This is a genomic window from Gemmatimonadaceae bacterium (assembly GCA_035606695.1).
Taxonomy (GTDB): Bacteria; Gemmatimonadota; Gemmatimonadetes; order Gemmatimonadales; family Gemmatimonadaceae; genus JAQBQB01.
The window spans coordinates 15,283-37,048 of the sequence record DATNEW010000009.1 but is presented as its reverse complement, the minus strand read 5'-3'; the positions used below and the strand labels follow the sequence as shown (position 1 = coordinate 37,048).

At 66.4% G+C, this 21,766-nt stretch carries 20 protein-coding genes; 17 read left to right on the top strand and 3 right to left on the bottom strand.

Features of this window, described 5'->3' with window-relative positions; all coding sequences use genetic code 11:
• Positions 1 to 47: 47 nt before the first annotated feature.
• Both VN706_02560 and VN706_02555 read right to left on the bottom strand, forming a co-directional pair.
• A complete protein-coding gene (locus VN706_02560; GenBank protein ID HXT14484.1) occupies positions 48 to 386 on the bottom strand; it encodes a MazG nucleotide pyrophosphohydrolase domain-containing protein in 339 nt (112 codons plus the stop codon).
• A 1-nt stretch (position 387) separates the two neighbouring features.
• Complete coding sequence (locus VN706_02555) at positions 388 to 1,407, bottom strand: NAD(P)/FAD-dependent oxidoreductase (protein HXT14483.1); 1,020 nt, start codon at positions 1,405 to 1,407, stop codon at positions 388 to 390.
• Between the two features lie 37 nt (positions 1,408 to 1,444).
• Between VN706_02555 and VN706_02550 the strand changes: the two genes are divergently transcribed.
• The 14 genes from VN706_02550 (at position 1,445) to VN706_02485 (ending at position 16,926) form a co-directional block, all read left to right on the top strand.
• The gene (locus VN706_02550; GenBank protein ID HXT14482.1) at positions 1,445 to 2,110 is read left to right on the top strand and encodes a cob(I)yrinic acid a,c-diamide adenosyltransferase; all 666 of its coding nucleotides are present in this window, start codon (positions 1,445 to 1,447) and stop codon (positions 2,108 to 2,110) included.
• A complete protein-coding gene (aroB, locus tag VN706_02545; protein HXT14481.1) occupies positions 2,107 to 3,180 on the top strand; it encodes a 3-dehydroquinate synthase in 1,074 nt (357 codons plus the stop codon). Before VN706_02550 ends, aroB begins: the two co-directional genes overlap by 4 nt.
• Positions 3,177 to 3,668 carry a 3D domain-containing protein gene (locus tag VN706_02540; protein ID HXT14480.1) on the top strand — a complete coding sequence of 164 codons (492 nt, stop codon included), beginning with the start codon at positions 3,177 to 3,179 and terminating at the stop codon, positions 3,666 to 3,668. The genes aroB and VN706_02540 overlap by 4 nt, the downstream gene beginning before the upstream one ends.
• Before the next feature lie 58 nt (positions 3,669 to 3,726).
• Positions 3,727 to 3,960, top strand: coding sequence for a hypothetical protein (locus VN706_02535; GenBank protein ID HXT14479.1), 234 nt, complete (start codon positions 3,727 to 3,729; stop codon positions 3,958 to 3,960).
• Positions 3,961 to 4,336: 376 nt separating this feature from the next.
• The gene (locus VN706_02530) at positions 4,337 to 5,221 is read left to right on the top strand and encodes an RNA polymerase sigma factor RpoD/SigA (protein ID HXT14478.1); all 885 of its coding nucleotides are present in this window, start codon (positions 4,337 to 4,339) and stop codon (positions 5,219 to 5,221) included.
• A gap of 186 nt (positions 5,222 to 5,407) precedes the next feature.
• On the top strand, positions 5,408 to 8,737 hold the full coding sequence (locus tag VN706_02525) for a PAS domain S-box protein (GenBank protein ID HXT14477.1): 3,330 nt from the start codon (positions 5,408 to 5,410) through the stop codon (positions 8,735 to 8,737).
• 4 nt (positions 8,738 to 8,741) lie between these two features.
• Complete coding sequence (locus tag VN706_02520; GenBank protein HXT14476.1) at positions 8,742 to 9,635, top strand: diacylglycerol kinase family protein; 894 nt, start codon at positions 8,742 to 8,744, stop codon at positions 9,633 to 9,635.
• A 31-nt stretch (positions 9,636 to 9,666) separates the two neighbouring features.
• A complete protein-coding gene (locus VN706_02515) occupies positions 9,667 to 11,121 on the top strand; it encodes an FAD-linked oxidase C-terminal domain-containing protein (protein ID HXT14475.1) in 1,455 nt (484 codons plus the stop codon).
• Positions 11,088 to 12,266, top strand: coding sequence for an FAD-binding protein (locus tag VN706_02510; protein ID HXT14474.1), 1,179 nt, complete (start codon positions 11,088 to 11,090; stop codon positions 12,264 to 12,266). Before VN706_02515 ends, VN706_02510 begins: the two co-directional genes overlap by 34 nt.
• Positions 12,263 to 13,549, top strand: a complete 1,287-nt coding sequence (locus tag VN706_02505) for a heterodisulfide reductase-related iron-sulfur binding cluster (GenBank protein ID HXT14473.1) — start codon at positions 12,263 to 12,265, stop codon at positions 13,547 to 13,549. The genes VN706_02510 and VN706_02505 overlap by 4 nt, the downstream gene beginning before the upstream one ends.
• Before the next feature lie 45 nt (positions 13,550 to 13,594).
• Complete coding sequence (locus VN706_02500) at positions 13,595 to 14,281, top strand: HAD family phosphatase (GenBank protein HXT14472.1); 687 nt, start codon at positions 13,595 to 13,597, stop codon at positions 14,279 to 14,281.
• Entirely contained in the window at positions 14,278 to 15,312 is a 1,035-nt protein-coding gene (locus VN706_02495; protein HXT14471.1) for a glycine cleavage T C-terminal barrel domain-containing protein, read from the top strand. The genes VN706_02500 and VN706_02495 overlap by 4 nt, the downstream gene beginning before the upstream one ends.
• A gap of 7 nt (positions 15,313 to 15,319) precedes the next feature.
• Entirely contained in the window at positions 15,320 to 16,345 is a 1,026-nt protein-coding gene (locus VN706_02490; protein HXT14470.1) for an NAD-dependent epimerase/dehydratase family protein, read from the top strand.
• Positions 16,327 to 16,926: a DUF1802 family protein gene (locus VN706_02485; protein HXT14469.1), complete on the top strand. Its 600-nt coding sequence runs from the start codon at positions 16,327 to 16,329 to the stop codon at positions 16,924 to 16,926. The genes VN706_02490 and VN706_02485 overlap by 19 nt, the downstream gene beginning before the upstream one ends.
• Before the next feature lie 83 nt (positions 16,927 to 17,009).
• Here the strand turns inward: VN706_02485 and VN706_02480 are convergent, their stop codons facing one another.
• Positions 17,010 to 17,297 carry a hypothetical protein gene (locus VN706_02480; protein HXT14468.1) on the bottom strand — a complete coding sequence of 96 codons (288 nt, stop codon included), beginning with the start codon at positions 17,295 to 17,297 and terminating at the stop codon, positions 17,010 to 17,012.
• 271 nt (positions 17,298 to 17,568) lie between these two features.
• Between VN706_02480 and VN706_02475 the strand changes: the two genes are divergently transcribed.
• The 3 genes from VN706_02475 (at position 17,569) to VN706_02465 (ending at position 21,765) form a co-directional block, all read left to right on the top strand.
• Positions 17,569 to 19,671 (top strand): molybdopterin oxidoreductase family protein, encoded by a 2,103-nt coding sequence (locus VN706_02475; GenBank protein ID HXT14467.1) that lies wholly within the window; start codon positions 17,569 to 17,571, stop codon positions 19,669 to 19,671.
• Between the two features lie 88 nt (positions 19,672 to 19,759).
• Positions 19,760 to 21,229, top strand: coding sequence for a magnesium chelatase (locus VN706_02470; GenBank protein ID HXT14466.1), 1,470 nt, complete (start codon positions 19,760 to 19,762; stop codon positions 21,227 to 21,229).
• Positions 21,226 to 21,765 (top strand): GNAT family N-acetyltransferase, encoded by a 540-nt coding sequence (locus tag VN706_02465; GenBank protein ID HXT14465.1) that lies wholly within the window; start codon positions 21,226 to 21,228, stop codon positions 21,763 to 21,765. Before VN706_02470 ends, VN706_02465 begins: the two co-directional genes overlap by 4 nt.
• Position 21,766 lies beyond the last annotated feature (1 nt).

Sequence of the window (21,766 nt, the reverse complement as noted above, 5' to 3'; positions counted from 1 at the left end):
GATCCTCGTCTCACCTTCGGCTCGCGAGGATGACCACGGACAACACTCTACTCTTTCAAGCTCCGACTCCACTCCTCGGGCCCGCGCGCGGCGAAGCCATCGGGATGCCGCGCCTGCAACTTCTCGACATTCGCCTTCGCCACCTCGTCGAGCGACACGCCGAGTGAATCCGCGGTGATCGCAAGACACCACAGCACGTCGCCCAACTCCTCGACCAGCCGCTCGCGCGACACGTCGCGATTCTGAAACGCGCGCTTGCGGACGAGCCCGAGCACTTCCGCGGCTTCCTCCGCCAACCCGGCCGCCGCGTCCAGCGTTCGGTCGCGTTCATCGAGCGCGGGATTGATCGTGCGTCGCGCCGAGATCACATAGGCGTCGAGGTCCATGTCAGTCGTCCGTCTGACCGAAGATGTCCATGTTCGACGAGTGCCCCGGCGTCACCTTCTTCTCGGGGTAGATCCAATGCACCGCCTGATTCACGGCCGTCGCCGCTTCGGCAAACCCGCTCGCGATCAGCTTGAGCTTTCCCGGGAACGTGGTCACGTCGCCCGCGGCGTAGATGCCGGCGCGGCCCGTTTCCATCTGGCTGTTCACCAGAATCTCGTCCTTCTCGAGCTTCAATCCCCACTCGCCCAATGGCCCGATGTCGCTGACGAAGCCGAGCATCGGCAGCACGACGTCGGCGCCGATCTCGCGCGTCGTTTTCGCTTTGACGTCCCGCAGCTCGATGTGCGAGAACCTGTCCGGGCTCGTCGCGCATTTCACATCGTGTAATTCATGAAATGTGAATACGTCGGCGCGTCCGCCGGCGACCGCATCCTGAAACTGCGCGACCGTGGCGGCGTGCGCCCGGAAACGGTCGCTGCGGTGAACGATCGACACCCGCTCGGCGCGCTCGAGGAGCTGGACGCCCCAATCGAACGCGGAATCGCCGCCGCCGATGATCACGACGCGCTGGCCGCGGAAGACTTCGGGATCCGAGACGACGTCGAAAATGCCGCGGCCGTACCACGGCTGGGCGCACTGCTGCGGCAGCCGCCGCGGCGAAAACGCGCCGATCCCCGCGGCGATGACGATGGCGCGCGTCGGAAAACGGTCGGTCTCCGTCACCAGCACGAAGTGTCCGTCTTCTTCCTCGAGCCCCGTCACGCGCTGGCCGAGATGGATGGGCTGATCGAATTGCCTTGCCTGCTCGGCGAGCGACTTCACGAGATCCTTCGCGAGCACCTTCGTATATCCGGCGACGTCGAAGATGTATTTCTCGGGATACAGCGCGGTGAGCTGGCCGCCGACTTCCGGCAGCGCATCGACGATCTGCGCGGTTGCGCGGCGCATGCCGGAATAGAACAGCGCGAAGAGGCCGGTGGGGCCAGCGCCGATGATGGTAATATCTCGTAGTTCAGCCATGGGGAGAAAATAAAGGTGAGGCCCGCGCTGCGCGCGGATGGTTTGGGCCGCGGCCCGCACCATCGGCGCCGAAGGCGCCGGCCCCACCATCCGCGCGCGCAGCGCGGCGGGCCTCACCGCGCGGGCGCCCACGACTGTCCCTACATTCATCCTCGCCATGAAGATCTACACCAAGACGGGCGACACCGGCCAGACCGCGCTCTTCGGCGGTGGCCGAGTATCGAAGGACAATCCGCGCGTCGAAGCCTACGGCGACGTCGATGAGCTCAACGCCACCCTCGGCGTCGTTCTCGCGACCGATCCCACGCCGCGCATCGACACCGTCGTCGCGCCCATTCAACACGACCTCTTCGCCATCGGCGCACTCCTCGCCACGCCCGATCGCGACAAGATGCAGCGCCACCTCGAGAAGGCGAAGATCGACGACGCGCGGATCGCCGAGTTGGAGCGCGCCATCGACGCCGGCGACGACGAGCTCGAACCGCTCAAGGCGTTCGTGATGCCCGGCGGTACGCCCAAGGCTGCCGCGCTGCACATCGCGCGCACCGTGTGCCGCCGCGCCGAGCGCCGCGTCGTGCAGCTGGGCGCCGGAACGGAAATTCCCGCGATCGTGATCGTGTATCTCAATCGGCTGTCCGATCTCCTGTTCACGCTCGCGCGCGTCGCGAACAAGCGCGGTGGATCGCACGAGGTGACCTGGTGAGGCGCCGCACCGTCGCGCTGCCGACGTACGACGTCACCATCGCTGCCGACGCGCTCGACCAGCTCGGGCAGATCGTGCGCGCGTACGCGCCGGCGCATCGCTACGCGATCGTCACCGATTCCAACGTCGGCCCCGTCTATGCCGCGCGCGTGCAAGCCGCGCTCGACACCCGCGACGAGCCGCTGACGATCCCCGCCGGTGAAGCGCACAAGACGCGCGAGACATGGGCGCGTCTCACCGACTCGATGCTCGCCTCCGGCTACGGCCGCGATACGACCATCATCGCGCTCGGCGGCGGCGTGGTGGGCGATCTCGCGGGCTTCGTCGCCGCGACGTTCATGCGCGGCGTGGCGTACGTGCAGGTGCCGACGAGTCTCCTGGCGATGATCGATGCATCGGTCGGCGGCAAGACCGGCGTCGACACCGCGGCGGGAAAGAATCTCGTCGGCGCGTTTCATCAACCGGCGGCCGTCGTCGCCGACGTCAGCGTGCTCTCGACGCTGCCGCGCGAGCATCTGCGCGCCGGCATGGCCGAGGCGATCAAGCACGGCGTGATCGCCGATGCCGAATACTTCGATCGTGTGCAGTCGCTCGCCGCGGATTTGCGGGCGTTGGACGCCGCGCGACTCGAGGATCTCGTCGCGCGCAGTGTCGAGATCAAGGCCGACGTCGTGCGGCGCGACGAGCGTGAAGGCGGCGTGCGCAAGACCCTCAACTTCGGCCACACCATCGGCCACGCGATCGAGCTGCGCTCGGACTTCGAGCTGCTGCACGGCCACGCCGTGGCGATCGGCATGGTTTACGAAACTCTAATTGCCGAGCGGTTGGGGGTAGCGGCGGCGGGGACGGCGGCGCGGGTGCGCGACGCGGTGCGCGTTGCGGGACTGCCCGACGTGCGTCCGTCGCACATGGATGTCGACTCGATTCTCGCGGCGACGCACGGTGACAAGAAGGCACGCGCCGGCGCGGCTGAATACGCGCTGCCGGCGCGCGTGGGCGCGATGGCGGCGGCCGATCGCGGATGGTCGCTGCCCGTGGCTGACGGACTCGTGCGCGAGGTGTTGGGGTGAAGCGGGTCGTTGTCGCGGCCGGCCTGGCGCTGGCTGCATGCGCGAAGAACGATGCGCCGATTCGACTCCCTGCCGTCGTCGTGATGAGCGATTATCGGTTGCCGGCGGTCGTCGTGCGCGGCGCGGAGCGCGGCTGGTGGAAGCTCGCCGCGCAACCGGTCAAGTACGGTGATCCGGTCCCCGTGAAGGTGACGATGTACTGTCTCAAGGGCACGACCCGACGCGGGCGATACGTGCGGGCTGGAATCGTCGCCGCGGACCCGCACTTCTTTCCACTCGCGCGCTACCTCGAGCTGTACATCGGCCGCAGTTATCTCGGCCGCTTTCTCGTGGATGATACGGGCAAGCGAATTCGCGGGAATCGCATTGACGTCTGGACGAGCAGCTGTCGCGACGCGAAGCGCTTTGGGTATCAGTCAGGCACCGCGGTGCTCGTCCATCAGCCCCCGCGTCTCGACGTTCGCCAGGCAGGCTCGGCCCGGAAATAGGCGGGAGCGACACCATTTTTGCATTGATGACCGGCATCTTCAACACCAGGCCGGCACCATGTCCTCGTTCGCGTCGTATCTCATCGGCTTCGTCATTCTCATCGTTGGGCTCGCCATTGGCGCGTATCTCCTGAACGTGCCGACGACCTGGATTGCGGTCGGCGTGATCGTCCTGGTCGGCATCGGGGTGTTGAGCGCCACGACGCGCACGAAGATGCGCGATCCGGGCGCACCGGGCGGCGGAACGACGACCATTGTCGAGCGGCGTCCACCGTCGGGCCCGAATGGCTGAGATCGACCGGAAAGCGCGAGCGGGCCCGTTTCTGGGACGAGCCGCCCGCTGGCATATACCGCAGGCTGAAGCGCGATAAAAGCGGACTGAGCGCGAAGAGTAACCGAACCGAGGGGAAGATCGGTCGCCATGACCGATTTTCCCCTCTGCTCATTTTATCCAATTAGTAACCTGCAACTCACTGTGAATTCAACGACATAGAATCATTTCGACGCGCCGCGAAGCGACACGGCTGGAAATGTCTGTTGACCGATTTTGGAGCCAACATTATCCTGCCGTCCCTGCCTCTAGCTTGGGTCCACGCTACATCGAGGGTGAGCGGACGCACGCTCCCCAACTAACCGGCGTCAATCGGGAAGGAGCGTGTATGGAGCAAGTGACCGAGACCAGATCGTCGAAGGGATATTTCCGATCGTCTCCGTCTACCGCGTTCGATCAGTACCTGCAAGACATCCAAAAGCTCCCTCTCATTCAGGATCCCGAAGAAGAGCGACGTCTGGCCAGACGCGCGCAGAAGGGTGACGAGAAAGCGGCGGAACGCCTGGTGACCGCCAACCTGCGATTCGTCATTTCGTACGTGAAGAAGTACCAGGGTCACGGCCTCGATCTGAGCGAGCTCGTCGCCATTGGCAACGAAGGCCTGCTCAAGGCCGTCCGCAAATTCGATCCCGACCAGGGCGTGAAGTTCATCTCCTACGCCGTGTGGTGGGTCCGCCAGGCCGTGCTCAAGGCCTTGGCCGAGCAGACGCGCTCGGTGCGCATTCCGCTCAATCAGAATTCGCAACTCATTCGTCTGGCGCGTGCCGAGACGATTCTCGCGCAGGTGTTGAAGCGCGACCCGACGGAAGACGAGGTCAGCCGTCTCCTCGAGGATACGCCCGAGAACGTGCGGGCGGCGAAGCAGATGTCGGCCACCGAGGTGTCCCTCGACGCGCCCATCGACCGGTCGGATCGCGAAGCCTCGACACTCGGCGAACGTTTCGCCGGCGTGGATGGCACCGAGATCGAGGAAGTAACCGACTACAAGTTGATGCGCGAGTTTATCGATCGTGTATTCAAGAAGTATCTCACCCCGCGCGAGCGCAAAATCCTCTATCTGTACTACGGGCTCGAGGAAGGCTCCGAGGCGATGACGCTCGAGAAGATTGGCGCACTCATGGGTGTGACGCGCGAGCGGATTCGTCAGATTCGCGAGCGGGCGTTCGAGAAGCTGCGCGAGTCGCCGGACGGCAAGGCCCTCTGCGGATTCTGGGCGGCCTGAGCGATACGCGCTGGGCGGAACGGCAAAGGGCGACGGAGAAAACTCCGTCGCCCTTTTGTTTTCACGCCCACCGCCCAGCGCCCAACGCCCAGCGCTGTAACGTTTCTTGCAAGTAACGGCACGCCCCGGCAATCGTCCTTTTACGTGTCCCCACGCGAGAAAACCAGGCGGCGCCGCGCCGTAGCGGTGTCCCTCGCGACGCTTGCCGGCGTCGCGCTAGTCGGACTGCTGGCGCTCCACGCGCACGGCCTTCGCCAATCGGCGCTCGACTCCGCTCAGCGGCTGCTCACCGGGCGCGTTCAAGGCTCAGTGGCCGGCATCGACATGTGGTATCGCGACCACGAGGCCGACTCGCGCGCGCTCGCCGAAGTCGCGACGATCCACGCCAGTGATTCGCTGAACATCGCGCCCGCGCTCGCGCAGCGCGTGCTGCACGCGCAGATGCAGTCCCTCCAGCGCCGCGGCGCCTATCAGGCGATCTGGATGATCGACGGACACGGAACTGTCCTCGGCTCGGTCGGCGGTCGCGAGATGACCGGCGCGGAACGAATGTCGGCCGCGCAAGCAATAGCCTCCGGCACGACCACCGTCAGCCGCTTCGAGCAGCAGGACAGCCTGGTCACGACCGCGATCGCGACGCCGGTGATGTCGAGCGCGGGCGGAACGACGCACGGCACGGCGGCGCTCGTGATGAGGGCCGACCTGAATCGGTCGTTCAACGCCGGAACGCCGCCGGCGCCGGGCCTGCCGTTCACGGCGATCGTCGTCCGCGCGGACAACCAGATCATCGGCATTCGGCGCTGCCAGCAGTCACCGCTGCGCCTGTGCATCATCGACGCCGACAGTCTGGCGCGACTCGCCGTGAACGTCCCGAGCTTCGTGGGGCACTACGGCGCGCCAGACGGCGCCGACATGATCGTCGCCACGCGACGCTCGACACGACTGCCCTGGGGCGTGTACGCGGCGTGGCGCACGAACGACGTGTACGCGCCGGTGTCCGATCGCCTGCGCTCGGAAAGCCTCCTGCTGCTCGGCTTTCTCGGCGTGGCCGGGCTCGCGTTTTACGCCTACTATCGCTCGGCGCAGCTGCGGGCGCTGGTCGACCGCGCGCAAACGGAAGCGGGCTTCGCCGCGATCGTCAACACGGCGATGGACGCGATCATCATCGTGGACGATCGCTACGAGATCGCGGTCGCGAACAGCGCGGCCGAATCGATGTTCGGATATACCACGAGCGAGGCGCATCAACGGTCGGTGCTCGAGCTGATCGCGGACGTGAATCGCGACGAGCTGCGGCGCGCGCTCGATCAGACGCTGATCGAAGGCGAGCAGCCACGGTTGTTCAACGCCGACCGCTACATCTCCGGACGTCGCCTGGGCGGCACGCTCTTCCCCATCGACGTGAGCATCTCGCGCACGAACATGGACGGACGGCCGCATCTCACGATCGTCATCCGCGACATCACCGAATGGAAGCGTGCGGAAGACAGCTCGGAGTGGCAGCGGCGCGTGCTTGAATCGATCGCCACAGGTGTAGATCTGCGCGACGTCCTGGCGACGATCGTGCGCTTCCATGAGACGCAGACGCCCGGCGTCGAAGTGATGGTGCATCTCATCGACGACGACGGATTGACGCTCCGGACGCGGTGCGCGCCGTCGATGCGCCCCGAGTTCGTCGACGCCATGGACGAAATCGTCGTCGGGCCGACGGCATCGACGTGTGGGGCCGCCGTCTACCGCCGCGAGCTCGTGATCACGCCCGACGTCACGACGGATCGGCTCTGGAACGACTATCGCGCGCTGGCGCTCGAGCAGGGCTATCACGCGTGCTGGGGTGTGCCGATTCGCTCGCCGCAGGGCCGCATTCTTGGCGCGCTGGTCGTGTACGTTCGCGAGACGCGGCAGCCGCGGCCGCAGGAGCTTCGCGTCACCGCGGCCGCGACGCAGCTGGCGGGCATCGCGGTCGATCGCGCGCATGCGGCTGAATCGCTCAGACAATCAGAGGCGAGCTTCCGCTCATTCGTCGAGAATTCGCCGATCGGCATCTATCGCGCGACGGGCACCGGACGCTTGCTCGCGGTCAACGCATCGCTCGTGCAGCTGCTCGGCTACAACTCGGCGCTCGAGCTGCTGCAGGTGGACATGGCCCACGAGTTGTTCGTCTCGCCGGCCGATCGCGACCGTCTGCTCAAACAGCTGCAAGCGCACGGCGAGTTGCGCAGCGCCGAGATGGAATGGCGCAAGAAGGACGGCACCACCGTCACGGTCCGCATCAGCGCGCGCGCGTATCGCGACGAGCGCGGCGCCGTGTGGTTCTCGGAAGGCTTCGTGGAAAACGTCACGCCGCTGCGCGCGGCCGAATTGGCGCTGCGCCAGTCGGAGAAGCTTGCGGCGTTGGGCCAGCTCGTGTCCGGCGTGGCGCACGAGTTGAACAATCCGCTCGCCGCCATTCTCCACTTCGCCGAGGATCTGCTCGACGATGAGCGCAGCGCGACGGATCACGAAGCGATCTCCGTGATTCGCGATCAGGCACGGCGCTCGCGCGCGATCGTGCGCGACTTGCTGTCGTTCGTACGCTTCCGCGACGCGTCGCGCGAGCGCGTGCAGATCACCGAAGCGCTGACCAACAGCGTCAAGGCGCTGCAGCCAATGGTCGAAGAAATTGGCGCTCGTCTCGTCGTCGAGCTCACGCCGCCCGAGACGTTCGGCAACACCGATCGCGCCGGTCTGCAGCAGATCGTCACCAATCTCGTCGTGAACGCCGCGCAAGCGTCGGGGCGCGGTGGCTTGGTGCACCTGGTCGCGCGCATCGAGGACCAAAACCTCGTGCTCGTTGTCGAGGACTCCGGCCCGGGCATTCCGCCGAAGCTCATGGACCGAATCTTCGAGCCGTTCTTCACGACGAAGCCGCTCGGTCAGGGCACCGGCCTGGGACTGTCGGTCACGCTTGGCGTGGTGCAGCAACTGGGCGGAAAGATCGGGGTCGAAAATCGCGGCGGCGGCGACGGTCCGGGCGCGCGATTCACCGTGACGCTGCCCATTGAAGGCGGCGTCACTGAAGCACCGCGCGTGACGCCGCGACACATCGCCACGCCATCCGCTGGTACACCGGTCGTGGCGGGCGAGCCGGCCGTCAAGCCGCGGGTGCTCATCATCGACGACGAAGCACCGATTCGCGCGGCGTTGCGGCGCTTCTTCACGCGGCGCGGCTGGAATGTCTCCGAAGCGGAGGACGGCGCCGAGGGGTTGTCCTTGATGCTCGCCGGCAAGAACGATTTCGCCGTGGTGATCTCCGACTTGAAGATGCCTGGCTGCTCCGGGGTCGAGCTGCACGACCACGTCGCGACGATGGCTCCGGAATTGCTCGATCGCATCATATTCTCAACGGGCGACGTCGCGTCGAAGGACGCCGCCGAATTCGTGGCGCGCACGCGCTGCACGGTGATGCAGAAGCCATTCGAGCTTCGCGCGCTGGAAGCGGTGGTGGCACGCATGAGGGAGATGGCGACGGCTTGAGCACGTGATTCCGGCATTCATCAATCCTCTGTCCGGCAATGCGGACGCGGCGCGCTCGGCGCTGCGCGGCGCGGGCGGATACGACATCCGGGAAGTCGAGCCGGCATCGCTCGCCGCTCACGTTCGCACCGCGATCGAGAGCGGCGAGCGTCGCATTCTGGTCGCCGGCGGCGATGGATCGATCGGCAGCGCGGCCAACGTCATCGCCGGCACGGGCACGGAATTGTGTATCCTGCCGTGCGGGACGTTGAATCATCTCGCCAAGGACCTTGGTCTTCCGCTCGAGCTCGAGGAGGCCGCGCGCGTCGGGATGCGTGGCACCGCGATCCCGGTCGACGCGGCGGTGGTGAACGACCGGATCTTTCTCAACACGAGCTCGGTGGGCGCGTACGTGTCATTCGTTCGAGCGCGCGAACGGCTCGAGCATCGGTTGGGGTATCACCTCTCCTCCGTGTTCGCCGGCATCCGCCTCTTGATCCGAATGCCGACTTTTCGCGTGACGTTGCACGTGGAGGGAAAGGAACGCGAGTACATCACGCCGCTGGTGTTCATCGGCGTCGGCGAACGCGAGCTCAAGCTTCCCACGCTCGGTGCACGAGTCGAAGGTGGGCGCACCGGGCTTCACGTCATGGTCGTGCGCAGTCGATCCGGCGGCCGCGCACTCGCACTGGGGCTCTCCGCGGCGACTAGAGGCGTGCATGCCGTCGCGAAGACGCCGGCGCTCGACGCGTTCATCGTCGACGAATGCCGAATTCAGCCCCGTGTGCCGAGGATAGCAGTCGATGGCGAGATCGTGACGGTGAAGCCACCGCTGTCGTATCGGCACGTGCCTGGGCATCTCCGCGTCGTGGTCGACGCGAAGCATGCGGCGCGAGACGCCGAGCGCTTTCATGAGTGACACGTTTCGCGCGCCCGCGTAGCTTTCGGGCGTGACCTCCGTCGCCGCTCCACTCGCACCGGCAATCGATCAATCGCTCGCATCGCGTCTTGCCGGCATCGTCGGCGAACGCCGCGTGTTGTTCCGGCCAAGCGAATTGCTGACGTACACGTCGGACGGTCTTCCGTCGTACTTCAAGCAGCCGGGGCTCGCGGTGTTTCCGGGCACGCGCGACGAGCTCGTCGCGGTGGTGCGTGCGCTCGCCGAGCGCGGCGTGCCGTTCGTGCCGCGCGGCGCGGGCACCGGACTCTCGGGCGGCGCGCTCGCCGACGGCGTCGTGCTGATCGGCCTCAATCGCTTGACGCGCATCGTGTCCGTCGACGCGGAGAACGCGCTCGCGGTGGTCGAGCCGGGCGTGATCAACGCCGCGCTCAGTCGCGCGGTTGCACCGCTCGGTCTGCACTACGCGCCCGATCCATCGAGTCAGGCTGCGTGCACGATCGGCGGGAACGTCGCCGAGAATGCCGGTGGTCCCCACTGTCTCAAGTACGGTGTGACGACGAATCACGTCGTTGCACTCACGGTCGTGCTCCCCGACGGCGAGATCGTAACGCTCGGCAACGCGCAAGGCGAGAACGAGGGCTACGATCTCGTCGGCGCGTTCGTCGGCTCTGAAGGCTGCTTCGGCATTGCGCTCGACATTACGGTACGCTTGTCGCGCAACCCCGAAGCGGTGCGTACGCTGCTCGCCGATTTCATGTCGATCGACTCGGCGGCGCAGGCCGTATCGGCGATCGTCGCGACGGGTATCATTCCGGCCGCGCTCGAGATGATCGACCAGGCGACGATTCGCGCGGTCGAGTCGTCGATCTATGCCGCCGGATATCCGACGGATGCCGCGGCAGCGCTCCTCATCGAAGTGGACGGCGCGACCGCCGGCATCGAACATGACGTCGAAACCATCGAGGCGCTGTGCACGGAACATGGCGCGCGGACCGTTCGCGTCGCGCGCGACGACGCCGAACGCACGCGACTCTGGCAGGGACGCAAGAAAGCGTTCGGCGCCATGGGCCGCGTGTCGTCGCACCTCGTGGTGCAGGACGCGGTCGTGCCGCGCACACGCCTTCCGGCGGTGCTGGCGCGCATTCACGAGATCGCCGAGCGGCATCGCGTGAAAGTGTGCAACGTGTTTCACGCGGGCGACGGAAATTTGCATCCGAACATTGCCTACGATGCGAGCGACGCCGACGAAACGAAGCGCGTGCACCTGGCGATGGGCGAGATCATGCGCGCGTGCGTCGACGAAGGCGGTACGATCACCGGCGAGCACGGAGTCGGCCTGGACAAGCTTCCGTACATGCAGCTGATCTTCTCCGAAGATTCGCTCGCCACGATGTGCTCGTTGCGCGATGTGTTCGATCCAGATCGGCGCGCGAATCCGGGCAAGGTCGTGCCGATTCACTCCTGTCGAGAATGGCACGGCGTACCGTCGGCGCGACGCGGATGACGACGAGCGCCGCGCGGTCCGCGCGCATGTTCGCCGATCGCATACGCGACTCGGCGGCGCGGGGCGCGGCGTTGCGCATCGTCGGCCGGGGAACCTGGTTGAACGCGGGCCGTCCGGTGCGCGCGGCCGAGACGATTTCAACTCGCGATCACAGCGGGATCGTCGACTATGTGCCGGGCGATCTCACGCTCACGGCCCGCGCCGGGACGACGTTCTCTGAAATCAACGCAGCCACCGCGCCGCACAACCAGTGGCTCGCGCTTGACCCGCACGGGACTGATGACGGCACCATCGGCGCCACAATCGCGACCGCATCGTCGGGCCCGCTGTCAACGGGATTCGGACTTCCGCGCGACCTCGTGCTCGGCGTTGAATTCGCCACGGGCGGCGGAATGGTCGCGCGCGGCGGTGGCCGTGTCGTCAAGAACGTCGCCGGCTTCGATCTCACACGACTGCTCACGGGCTCGTGGGGCACGCTCGGCATCATTAGTGAAGTCTCAATACGTCTGCACGCGCGGCCAGAGGCCGACGTGACCCTCGGCGTGAGCATGTCCGGCGGCGACGACGATGCGAGCCGCGTGCGGCAATTCCTGCGGCGAATGCCCTTCAAACCATTCGCATGCGAAATACTGAATACGGCCGCGGCTCGCGTCGTGGCCAATCACGCATCGCCGGTGGCGATCTTTCGGCTGGGCGGCAACAGGGAATCGGTTCGCGCGCAGCGCGCGGCGCTGCAGGAGCTCGGCCACCTCGAGGAGCTCGATTCAGCGCTGTGGTTTCGCCTGCGTACAGCCGAACCTGACGATGCAATCGTGTTTCGCCTGTCGCAGCTTCCGTCGAAGCTCGGAGAATGCTGGAACGCGGCAATGCGTGTAGCCGCTGATTGTTCCGACACACTCATTCATGCCCGGCCGGCGCTCGGCGTGGTGCGCTGCATCGTCCCGCGCAGCGACGCCAACGTTGCGGCGCTCGCACGGATGTTCGCCGAGCCGCGAACGCAGACGCGCATCGGCGAACGATTGCCGGCCGCGTTGTGGGATGCGTGCGGACCTTCGGTGGCAAACGCCCCGTTGTCGCGCCGCATCAAGGCGACGTTCGATCCGAACACAGTGCTCAATCCAGGAATTCTCGGAGAGTCGAATTGAGCGCGCCCGTCGTCGTCCCGGCCGAGTGCGCGCTTCCCGGCAGTCCGCTCGACAAGGAGCGCGCGGGAATCAACACCTGCGTGCACTGCGGGTTCTGTCTTCAGGCGTGCCCCACGTACATCACGCTCGAAGACGAGAACGACAGCCCGCGCGGACGCATCGTCCTCATGCGGTCGCTGCTGGAAGGAACGCTCGCGCCGGACAACGAGAGCGTGCAAAAGCACATCGCGCAGTGTCTCGGCTGCGTGTCGTGCGAAACGGTGTGTCCGTCCGGCGTTCCGTATGGTCACTTGCTCGAGGCGACGCGCGCGACGTTGGCGCAGCATCGTCCAATTCCATTGATTGCGCGCGTGATTCTGTCCGCGTTCGAGCGCCCGTGGCTCTTGTCGCTCGCGATGGCGGGCGGACGCGTGACGCGCGCGTTACGCCTGTCGCGTCTCCTCGCGAAACTACCCGGCCGATTGGGATTCGCGATGGCAATGCTCGAATCGACGAATCGTGCGTCGAAGCTTGCGGCGTACGAGCCGGCGTCCGATGGAAGTCGAGGCACCGTCGCTCTGTTGACCGGGTGTGTAATGGAAGGCCTGTTCGCCGACACCAATCGCGCGACGGAGCGCACGCTCACCGCGAACGACTACCGAATGATCGACGCGCCGGGCCAGGTCTGTTGCGGCGCCTTGCACGCGCACGCGGGCGACGCCGATGCGGCGCGCCGACTCGCGCGAAAAAATATCGCCGCCTTCGAGCGATCGAACGCCGACTACTTCTGCGCGAACGCCGCCGGCTGTGGCGCGATGATGAAAGACTATCGGCATTTACTGCGCGACGATCCCGCGTGGCGTGAACGCGCCGAGCGAGTGTCGGCGAAGACGCGGGACGTGAGCGAATTACTCGCGGCCGCGGGTCCAAAGCGCGGCGGGCCGCTGCGAGTCCGCGTTGCGTACGATGCGCCGTGCCATCTCATGCATGCGCAGCGTGTCGTCGCGCCGCCGCTCGACGTCCTCCGCGCGATTCCCGAGCTGGAACTGGTCCCGCTCAATGAAAGCGACATGTGCTGCGGCAGCGCGGGCATCTACAACCTGGTCGAGCCCGACGTGTCCGACATCGTGCTGGACCGCAAGAAAACAAACATCGCCGCCAGCGGCGCCGAGCTCGTAGCGACGGGGAACCCCGGCTGCCTCATGCAAATCGGCGCGGGGCTCATCCGTTCCCACTCGGCCGCGGCCACCGTGCATCCGGTCCAGCTGCTCGACGAGAGCTACGCCAAGGCGCCGCCGCGCTGATCGCTGGCCGTGGCGCCGTCCCGGGGCCCACGTTTACTTACGATCATGGTAGACGCGGCGCTCCTCGAGATTGAAGGCGTGTTGTTCGATACGCGACGGCTTCGGCGCGCGAGCCTTCAAGACGCGCTGCTCGAGCACGGCATCGCCATGGACGTCGACGCGGATCTGGCCGACGCGCTGGCGCCGCGCACCGCCGCGGCCGCGTTGCTCGAGGCCGAGCAGGTGCCGTTCGACGAGGTCATGCTCGATCTCATCGCGGCGAGCGCGGAACGGCTGTTCGCGGCGCGCATTGGAGCGACGGGCGCGGCACTGGCGCCGGGCGCGCTCGACTTCGTTCGCGAGGGCGCCGCGATGGCGCGGCTCGCGATCGTCACGCGTGCGCGGCGCAGCGAGGCGGAAGCGCTGCTCCGGCTGGCATCGATCGAAGAATTCATCGGTGTCGTCGTCACGGCCGATGATGTGGTGGACGGGAAGCCGTCGCCGGAAGGACATCTTCTCGCACTCGAGCGATTGAACCGCCAGCGGCCCGTGGCGTCGGCATCCGTCATCGCGCTCGAGGACGGAGCGGGCGGCATCGCCGCGGCGCATCGCGCCGGCGTGCGATGTGTGGCGATCGGACCGTCTCCGGCGCACGTCGTCATGGAAGCCGATGCGTATGTCGAGTCGCTCGTCGGACATTCGGTGCGGTCACTCGACGTGCTGTCACGACCCGGCAGGGAGCGGGTGCAATGAGCAACCCCGACGTCATCATTCCATCCAGCGTATCGTTCGGCGACGTGAATGCCGAATACGGAGCGCTGCGCTCCAGCGCGATCGTGATCGACCGGAGTCATCGCGGACGCATGCGGTTCTTCGGCGACAAGGCCGGCGAAGCACTCACCGGGCTCGTCACCAACGACGTGCTGGCGATTCCTCCTGGACACGGCCAGTACGGCGCGGCGCTGTCGGCGAAGGGGCGCATCGTCGCCGACATGAGAATTCTCGCAAGCCACGGCTCGTACCTGGTGGACACGCCGCCGCGCGCCTGGCCGGGCTTTCAGTCGATGGTCAAGAAGTACGTGAATCCGCGGCTGTCGGGATATCGCGACGACTCGCACGCTATTAGAGATCTCGGAATATTCGGCACGGCGGCGCGGCGCGTCGTCGGGACCGTCGCCGGCGTGAATCCCGACTTGCTCGCCGCGCTCGTGCCGTACGGCCACGCGCAAGCGACCGTCGGCGGCGCGTCGATCACGATCCTGCGCTCGCCCGACATCAGCGTCGAGGGGTACGAGCTGCTCGTGCCGTTCGAGGCGTTTCCGCGACTGTGGGACGCCGCGGTCGCCGCGGGCGCGACGCCGGCCGGTCTCGCGGCCTGGGAGATCGCGCGCGTCGAGGCTGGACGCCCCGAATGGGGCATCGACATCGACGAGTCGACGATTCCGCAGGAAGCAAACTTCGACGACTTCGACGCGATCTCGTACACGAAGGGCTGTTACATCGGGCAGGAGGTCGTGGCGCGCGTGCACTTCCGCGGTCACGTCAATCGCCATCTTCGCGGTTTACGCTCGGCGAGTCCGGACGCGCCGCCGACTGGTGCGCAGCTGATTGACGATTCCGGAAACCATGTGGGTGACGTGCGGAGCGCGGTCGCGTCGCCGAGGCTGGGTGGCATCGCCATTGGAATGGTGCGGCGTGAGATCGCTCCCGGCACGAGTCTCAACGCGAAATGGGAGACGGGCGAGCGGCGCGTGGACGTGACGCCGCTTCCCTTCCCCGCGTAGCCAAGCGGTGCCGACCGCGCTCGTTACCGGCGCGACGGGACTCGTCGGATCGCACATCGTCGAGCGCCTGCAATCAGAAGCGCAATCACACTCCAGTGAATGGACCGTGCGCGCGCTCGTGCGCTCGCCGTCGTCGTGGCTCGAGTCGCGCGGCGTCGAATGCGTGCAGGGCGACGTGATGGACCGGGCGTCGTTCGTGCGCGCGGCGCGGCGAGTCGACGCGATCTTTCATACGGCGGCGGCGATCACGCAGCACGGCGGTTGGGAGACGTATCGCTCGTTGAACGTCGATGGCACCGCGAACGCGATCGCGGCGGCGGAGTCGTCGGGCGCGCGGCTCTTGCAACTCAGCAGCGTCGCGGTGTACGGACCGACCGGCCGCTATCGCGCCGCGGGTGAGAAGACGGATGAGACCACGCCGCTCGGTCCATTGCCGGAGCGTGCCTATTACGCGCGGTCCAAGCGGGAGTCCGAGGAGTTGGTACTCGGCGCACACGCGGCAGGGCGCATCTGGGCGACCGCGGTGCGGCCGGACGTGATTTACGGTCCGCGCGATCGACAGTTCGTGCCGCGCATTGGACGGCTGTTGTCGCGCGGTGTTGCGCCGCTCATCGCGGGCGGCACGTCGACGCTCGCGATCGTGCACGCGGCGAACGTCGCTGATGGCGCGGTGCGGGCGGTGCTGCACGATGACGCCGGCGGGCAGACGTACAATCTCGCGAACGACTACGACGTGACCGTGCGCGAGTTCTTCGCGCTCGCGATGGAGGGATTGGGGCGGCGCGTGCGATTCGTGCGCATTCCCGAGTCGGTGGCGCGCGGCGCGTTCGCGGTCGTGCGCGGGTTTTTCAAGTTGGCGACTGGCGGCCGAATGAGTGTCGTGTCGAATGCGTCCGTCGCGATGTTGACCGAGAACAATCCATTCACGTCGGAGCGCGCGCGGCGTGAGTTGGGCTGGATTCCGCTGGTGCATCCGCGCGAAGGAATTCCCGAGGCATTCCGGTGGTGGAAGCAATGCGCGACGCATCGTTGATGGAGCGCACGGCGCTCAAGGAGTGGGCGGTGCTCGTCGACGCGATGGCGCGCGGCGAGATCATCGCGATGATTCGGAAGGGCGGCATTCGCGAACAGCGCGCCGGGTTTTCCGTGAAGCACGATCGGTTCCTGTTCTATCCGACGTTCTTTCACGAGAAGGCGAACGAGCTGGCGCCGCGGTTTGTGGGTCAGCTCGATGCGGCGCATGCACGACAGCCCGAGCAGCGCGACGCCGGCCTCATTCGGCTGGAGTACGTGGCCGATGTCCTGGGCGTCTGGCCCGTGAACGAGCTCGAGGTGCTCCGCGCGATCGACCAGGAGCATGGACTCGACTGGAGCGCGGTGGAGTCGCGGTTCCACTACAAGAACAAGCCGGGTGTGCAGGTCGTCGCGGTGCGGGTGTCGCGGCTCGCGGCGCCGGCGGTCGTGCCGGAGGTGCGCCGGTATCGCGGCTGCGTCTCGTGGGTCGAGCTCGAGGACGACGTCGATGTCTCGAACGCCGAGCCGGTGCTGGACGACGCGAGCCTGATGATGCGCGTGGCCCGCCTGCGCGGCGTGCTGCCGATTTCCAGTTCCTGAATTCAACAACAGGAATAGCCGGCAAACGCGAAGGGCGCGACGGTGACGTCGCGCCCTTCGAAGCACCTGGCCCTACGAAGCGATTACTCGCCCTTCTTCTTCGCGGCCTTCTTGCCCGCCTTTTCACCGGCCTTCGCGCCGGCTTCAGCACCGGCCGCGGCGCCCGCGGCGGCACCAGCCTTCGCGGCGGTATCCGTCTTGGTCGAATCCATCTTGTGCGTGGTGTCCATCTTCATGCCGGTATCAGCCGGGGCAGCAGCGGGCGCGGGCGCGGGGGCCATCGCGGGCGCAGCGGTGTCCTTGTTGGCATTATCCGACTTCGAGCAGGCGACGACCGCGAAAACAGCGGCGACGAAAGCCAGGCGCTTCATGACATTCTCCTAAAGAGTAGGTCGAGTGGTTCTCCGCGTGGCCGTGCACGCGATCTCTGGGGCGCTCCTGTGAGCCGCGTAAAGTTTAGGGCTCCCGGAGTGGGTGTCAAGGCCGACATCGGTTAGGCAAGTTGCCATCCGGCAACGAGTTCCTGTCCGAACACGCGACATTACCGAACGTCTGGCCAACCCGCTGGGGTTTGCAGCTTCCGCGCCACTGGCCGAACGGACGTGTTTCTCCGTTAATTTCGAGCGATCCTCCGGAGGGAAAATGTCCACGCAACCGGCGCCGCAGCGGACCACCACCTCGCACGTCGTTCGCGGCGCATGTCCGCACGACTGTCCCGACACGTGCGCCATGCTCGTGACCGTGGAAGACGGCCGCGCCGTGAAGGTTGCGGGTGATCCCGACCATCCGGTCACGCGTGGATTTCTCTGCACGAAGGTGAACCGCTACGTCGAGCGGACGTATCATCGCGATCGCCTGCTTTATCCCATGCGTCGCATCGGCCGCAAGGGCGAGGGGCGGTTCGAGCGCATCTCATGGGACGACGCGCTCGGTACGATCGCCGACCGACTGAATGCCATTCGCGAGTCGGCGGAGGGCCCGCAAGCGATTCTTCCCTACTCATACGCCGGTACGATGGGCATGGTCCAGGGATCGTCGATCGATCGCCGGCTGTTCCATCGCATCGGCGCCTCGATGCTCGATCGAACCATCTGCTCGATGGCCGGGACGGTCGGTATGCGCATGACCGTCGGCGCGAATATCGGCGCCGACCCTGAAGGCATTCCGGAAAGCGATCTCGTGCTCCTCTGGGGCACGAACACGTTGACAGCGAATCCGCACCTCTGGCCGTTCGTGCTCGAGGCGCGCGAGCGCGGCGCACGCGTGATCGCCATCGATCCGATTTGTACGCGCACCGCCGCGCAGTGCGACGAGTGGATCGCCATCCGCCCCGGCACCGACGCTGCCCTCGCGCTCGGTATGATGCACGTGCTCCTCGCCCAACAGCTCGAGGATACCGACTTCATCGAACGCCACACCCTGGGGTTCGAGCAGCTGCGCGAACGGGTGCGCGAATATCCGCCCGACCGCGTCAGCGCCATCACCGGCATTCCCCAGGAGACGATCGTCTCGCTCGGCGAACGGTACGCGCGCGCACGGTCCGCCTTCATTCGCGTGAACTACGGGCTGCAGCGTCACGGCGGCGGCGGTATGGCCGTGCGAACGATCGCGTGTCTGCCCGCGCTCACCGGTCATTGGCGGCGCGCGGGCGGCGGCGTGCTGCTGTCGTCGAGCGCCAACTTCACGTTCGACAAGCGTACGCTCGAGCGCCCCGACCTCTCGCCGCCCGTGCGCACGGTCAACATGATCCGACTCGGCGATGCGCTCACGATGCCGGACGCCGGCGTCGGCGGCCCGCCGGTGCGCGCGCTCGTCGTGTACAACTCCAATCCGGCCGCGGTCGCGCCGGATCGCAATACGGTGCTCGCGGGCCTTGGCCGCGAGGATCTGTTCACCGTCGTCCTCGAGCATTTTCAGACCGACACGGCGGATTACGCGGACATCGTGCTCCCGGCGACGACGCAGCTCGAGCATTGGGACGTTCATCTCGCGTACGGCCATCACTACGTCACGCTCAACCGGCCGTCGATCGAGCCGCTCGGCGAATCGCTGCCGAACAGCGAGATCTTCCGCCGGCTCGCGGCGCGCATGGGGTTGCGGGACGACTGCTTCCGCGACGACGACCAGACCTTGATCGCGCAGGCGCTGGCATCGTCGACGGAAAAGCTCGTGGGTGTGACGCTCGATCACTTGATGGAGCATGGGTGGATGCGGCTCAACGTGCCGACGCCGTATCTGCCGTTCGCGACCGGCGCGTTCCCGACGCCATCCGGCAAGTGCGAGTTCTATTCGGAACGGATGGCGGCGATGGGATTGGATCCGCTGCCCGCCTTCACGCCGCCGTACGAGTTCCCGGAGTCCGTACCGGCGCTGGCGGCGCGGTATCCGCTGACGCTGGTCTCGTCGCCGGCACACCAGTTCTTGAATTCAACTTTCGTCAATATCGAATCGTTGCGCCGCGGCGCGCGCGAGCCCGAATGTCTCCTCCATCCCGTCGACGCGGAGCGGCGCGGGATCGGCGCCGGCGCGCGGGTGGTCGTGCACAACGATCGCGGCGCGTTCACGGCCGTCGCGCGCGTCGAGGACACGATTCGCCCGGGCGTCGTGTGGGCACCCTCGATCTGGTGGGGCAAGTTCGCCGCCGACGGCGCCAACGCGAACCAGACCACCTCGCAGCGCGAGACCGATCTGGGGCACGGCCCGGTGTTCTACGACAATCTGGTCGAAGTCGGCCTGGCGGACTGACGTACACGGCGCCTGCGACAGACTTGCGCTCGGTGGAACTCCGCGCCTTGATTGGGACTAAGACTCTCTAGCCGCAACCGGAGCATCCGTGGCCGCACATCCAGAAACGCTGGGCGCCCTCAAGCGCTCGCCATATGGCGTTCCCGACCGGGCATTTCGATCCGTCAAGGACGAGATGCGTCAAAACCTCCTCGAGCGCTTGTGTCAGGGAGGTCCGCTCTTTTCCGGCGTGATCGGATACGAAGAGACGGTCATGCCGCAGATCGTGAACGCCATGCTCTCGAAGCACAACTTCATCCTGCTCGGCCTGCGTGGACAGGCGAAGTCGCGCATTCTGCGCGCGCTCGTCACGCTGCTCGACGACGTCATGCCGATCGTCGCCGGCAGCGAGATCAACGACAATCCGTTCGCGCCGATCTCCAAGTACGCGCGGAATCTCATCAACGAAGCGGGCGACGACACGCCGATCGCGTGGGTCGGCCGCGAGAATCGTTACGTCGAGAAGTTGGCGACGCCGGACGTCACGATCGCCGATCTCATCGGCGATCTCGATCCCATTCGCGCCGCCCGCGGCGGACACCTGTTGTCCGACGAGCTCACGATTCACTACGGCATGCTGCCGCGCGCCAACCGCGGCATCTTCGCGCTGAACGAGCTGCCCGACCTCGCCGGCAAGGTGCAGGTGGGCCTGTTCAACGTGATGCAGGAAGGCGACGTGCAGATCAAGGGTTATCCCATCCGCCTGCCGCTCGACGTGCAGCTCGCGTTCACCGCGAACCCCGAGGACTACACGGCGCGCGGCAAGATCATCACGCCGCTCAAGGATCGCATCGGCAGCGAGATCGTCACGCACTATCCGGCGACGATCGACTTGGGGATGGACATCACGCGGCAGGAAGCGTGGATCTCGCGCGAGAACCGTCCGGTGCGCGTTCCCGACTTCATCGCGGAAGTCATCGAGCGCATCGCGTTCGAGGCGCGCAACGACAAACGCATCGACAAGCGGTCGGGCGTGTCGCAGCGCATGCCGATCACGGTGATGGAAAACGTCGTCTCGAACGCCGAGCGGCGCGCGATCATTTCGGGCGACGCGGAGATCGTTCCGCGAATCTCCGACATTTACGCGGCGCTGCCCGCGATCACCGGCAAGATCGAGCTCGAATACGAGGGTGAGCTCGTCGGCGGTCCGGCCATCGCGCGCGAGCTCATTCGACGCGCGGCGGACGGCACGTTTCACGATCGCGCGGGCGGCGTGAACACCGACGACATCATCATGTGGTTCGACGAAGGCGGCGCGCTGCAGGTGGCGGACGACGCGCGCGCCGATCTCGCGCTCCAAGGATTCGACGTCGTCCCGGACCTCGTGCATCTCGTGAATCACGTCGGCCTGGCGGCGCCGGACGATGCCGGCACGGGCGTAGCGGCCTGCGAGCTCGTGCTCGAGGCGCTCGTTGCGCGAAGAAAGATCTCGCGCTCGGACGGCGGTCAATACGGCCGCGCGACGCCGGAGCCGCGGCGCAGGCCGAATCAGGATCTGTTCGGCGGCGGCATGTCGTGAAACACGCGGTCGCGGCATTGGCGGTGCGGGCGGCATCACTCGAGGATCTCGATGCGATCGTCGAGCTGCGCTTGTCGCTGCTGCGCGAGTATCACAGCCACCCGTTCTACGCCGCGCTCAGGCCTGATCCACGCGCGCGCGCATATGAGTTATATCATAGCCAGCTCTCGTCGCCGTACGAGACGATCTTTCTCGCGGAACGCGCTGGCCGCGTCATCGGCGTATTGCGTTGTGTCGATACGCCGACGTCCCCGGTCCTGTTGCCCGAGCGCTACTGCTACGTGTCGTCCGTCTACGTGCTGCCCGACGAACGAAAGAAGGGTGTCCTGCGCGCGTTGCTCGGCGCGGCCGACCGGTGGTGTCTCGAACGCGACATCGGCGAGATGCGCCTGCACAATTCAGTATTCTCTCATGAAGCGCGGCACGCCTGGAAAGCGCTTGGCTTCGAGGTCGTGGAAGAAGTGCGCCGCCGCACCCTCGACGCTCCGGCCGCCGGCCGACCGAATACGCGGGCCTCGGCGCGGGTCAGAGCGTAGA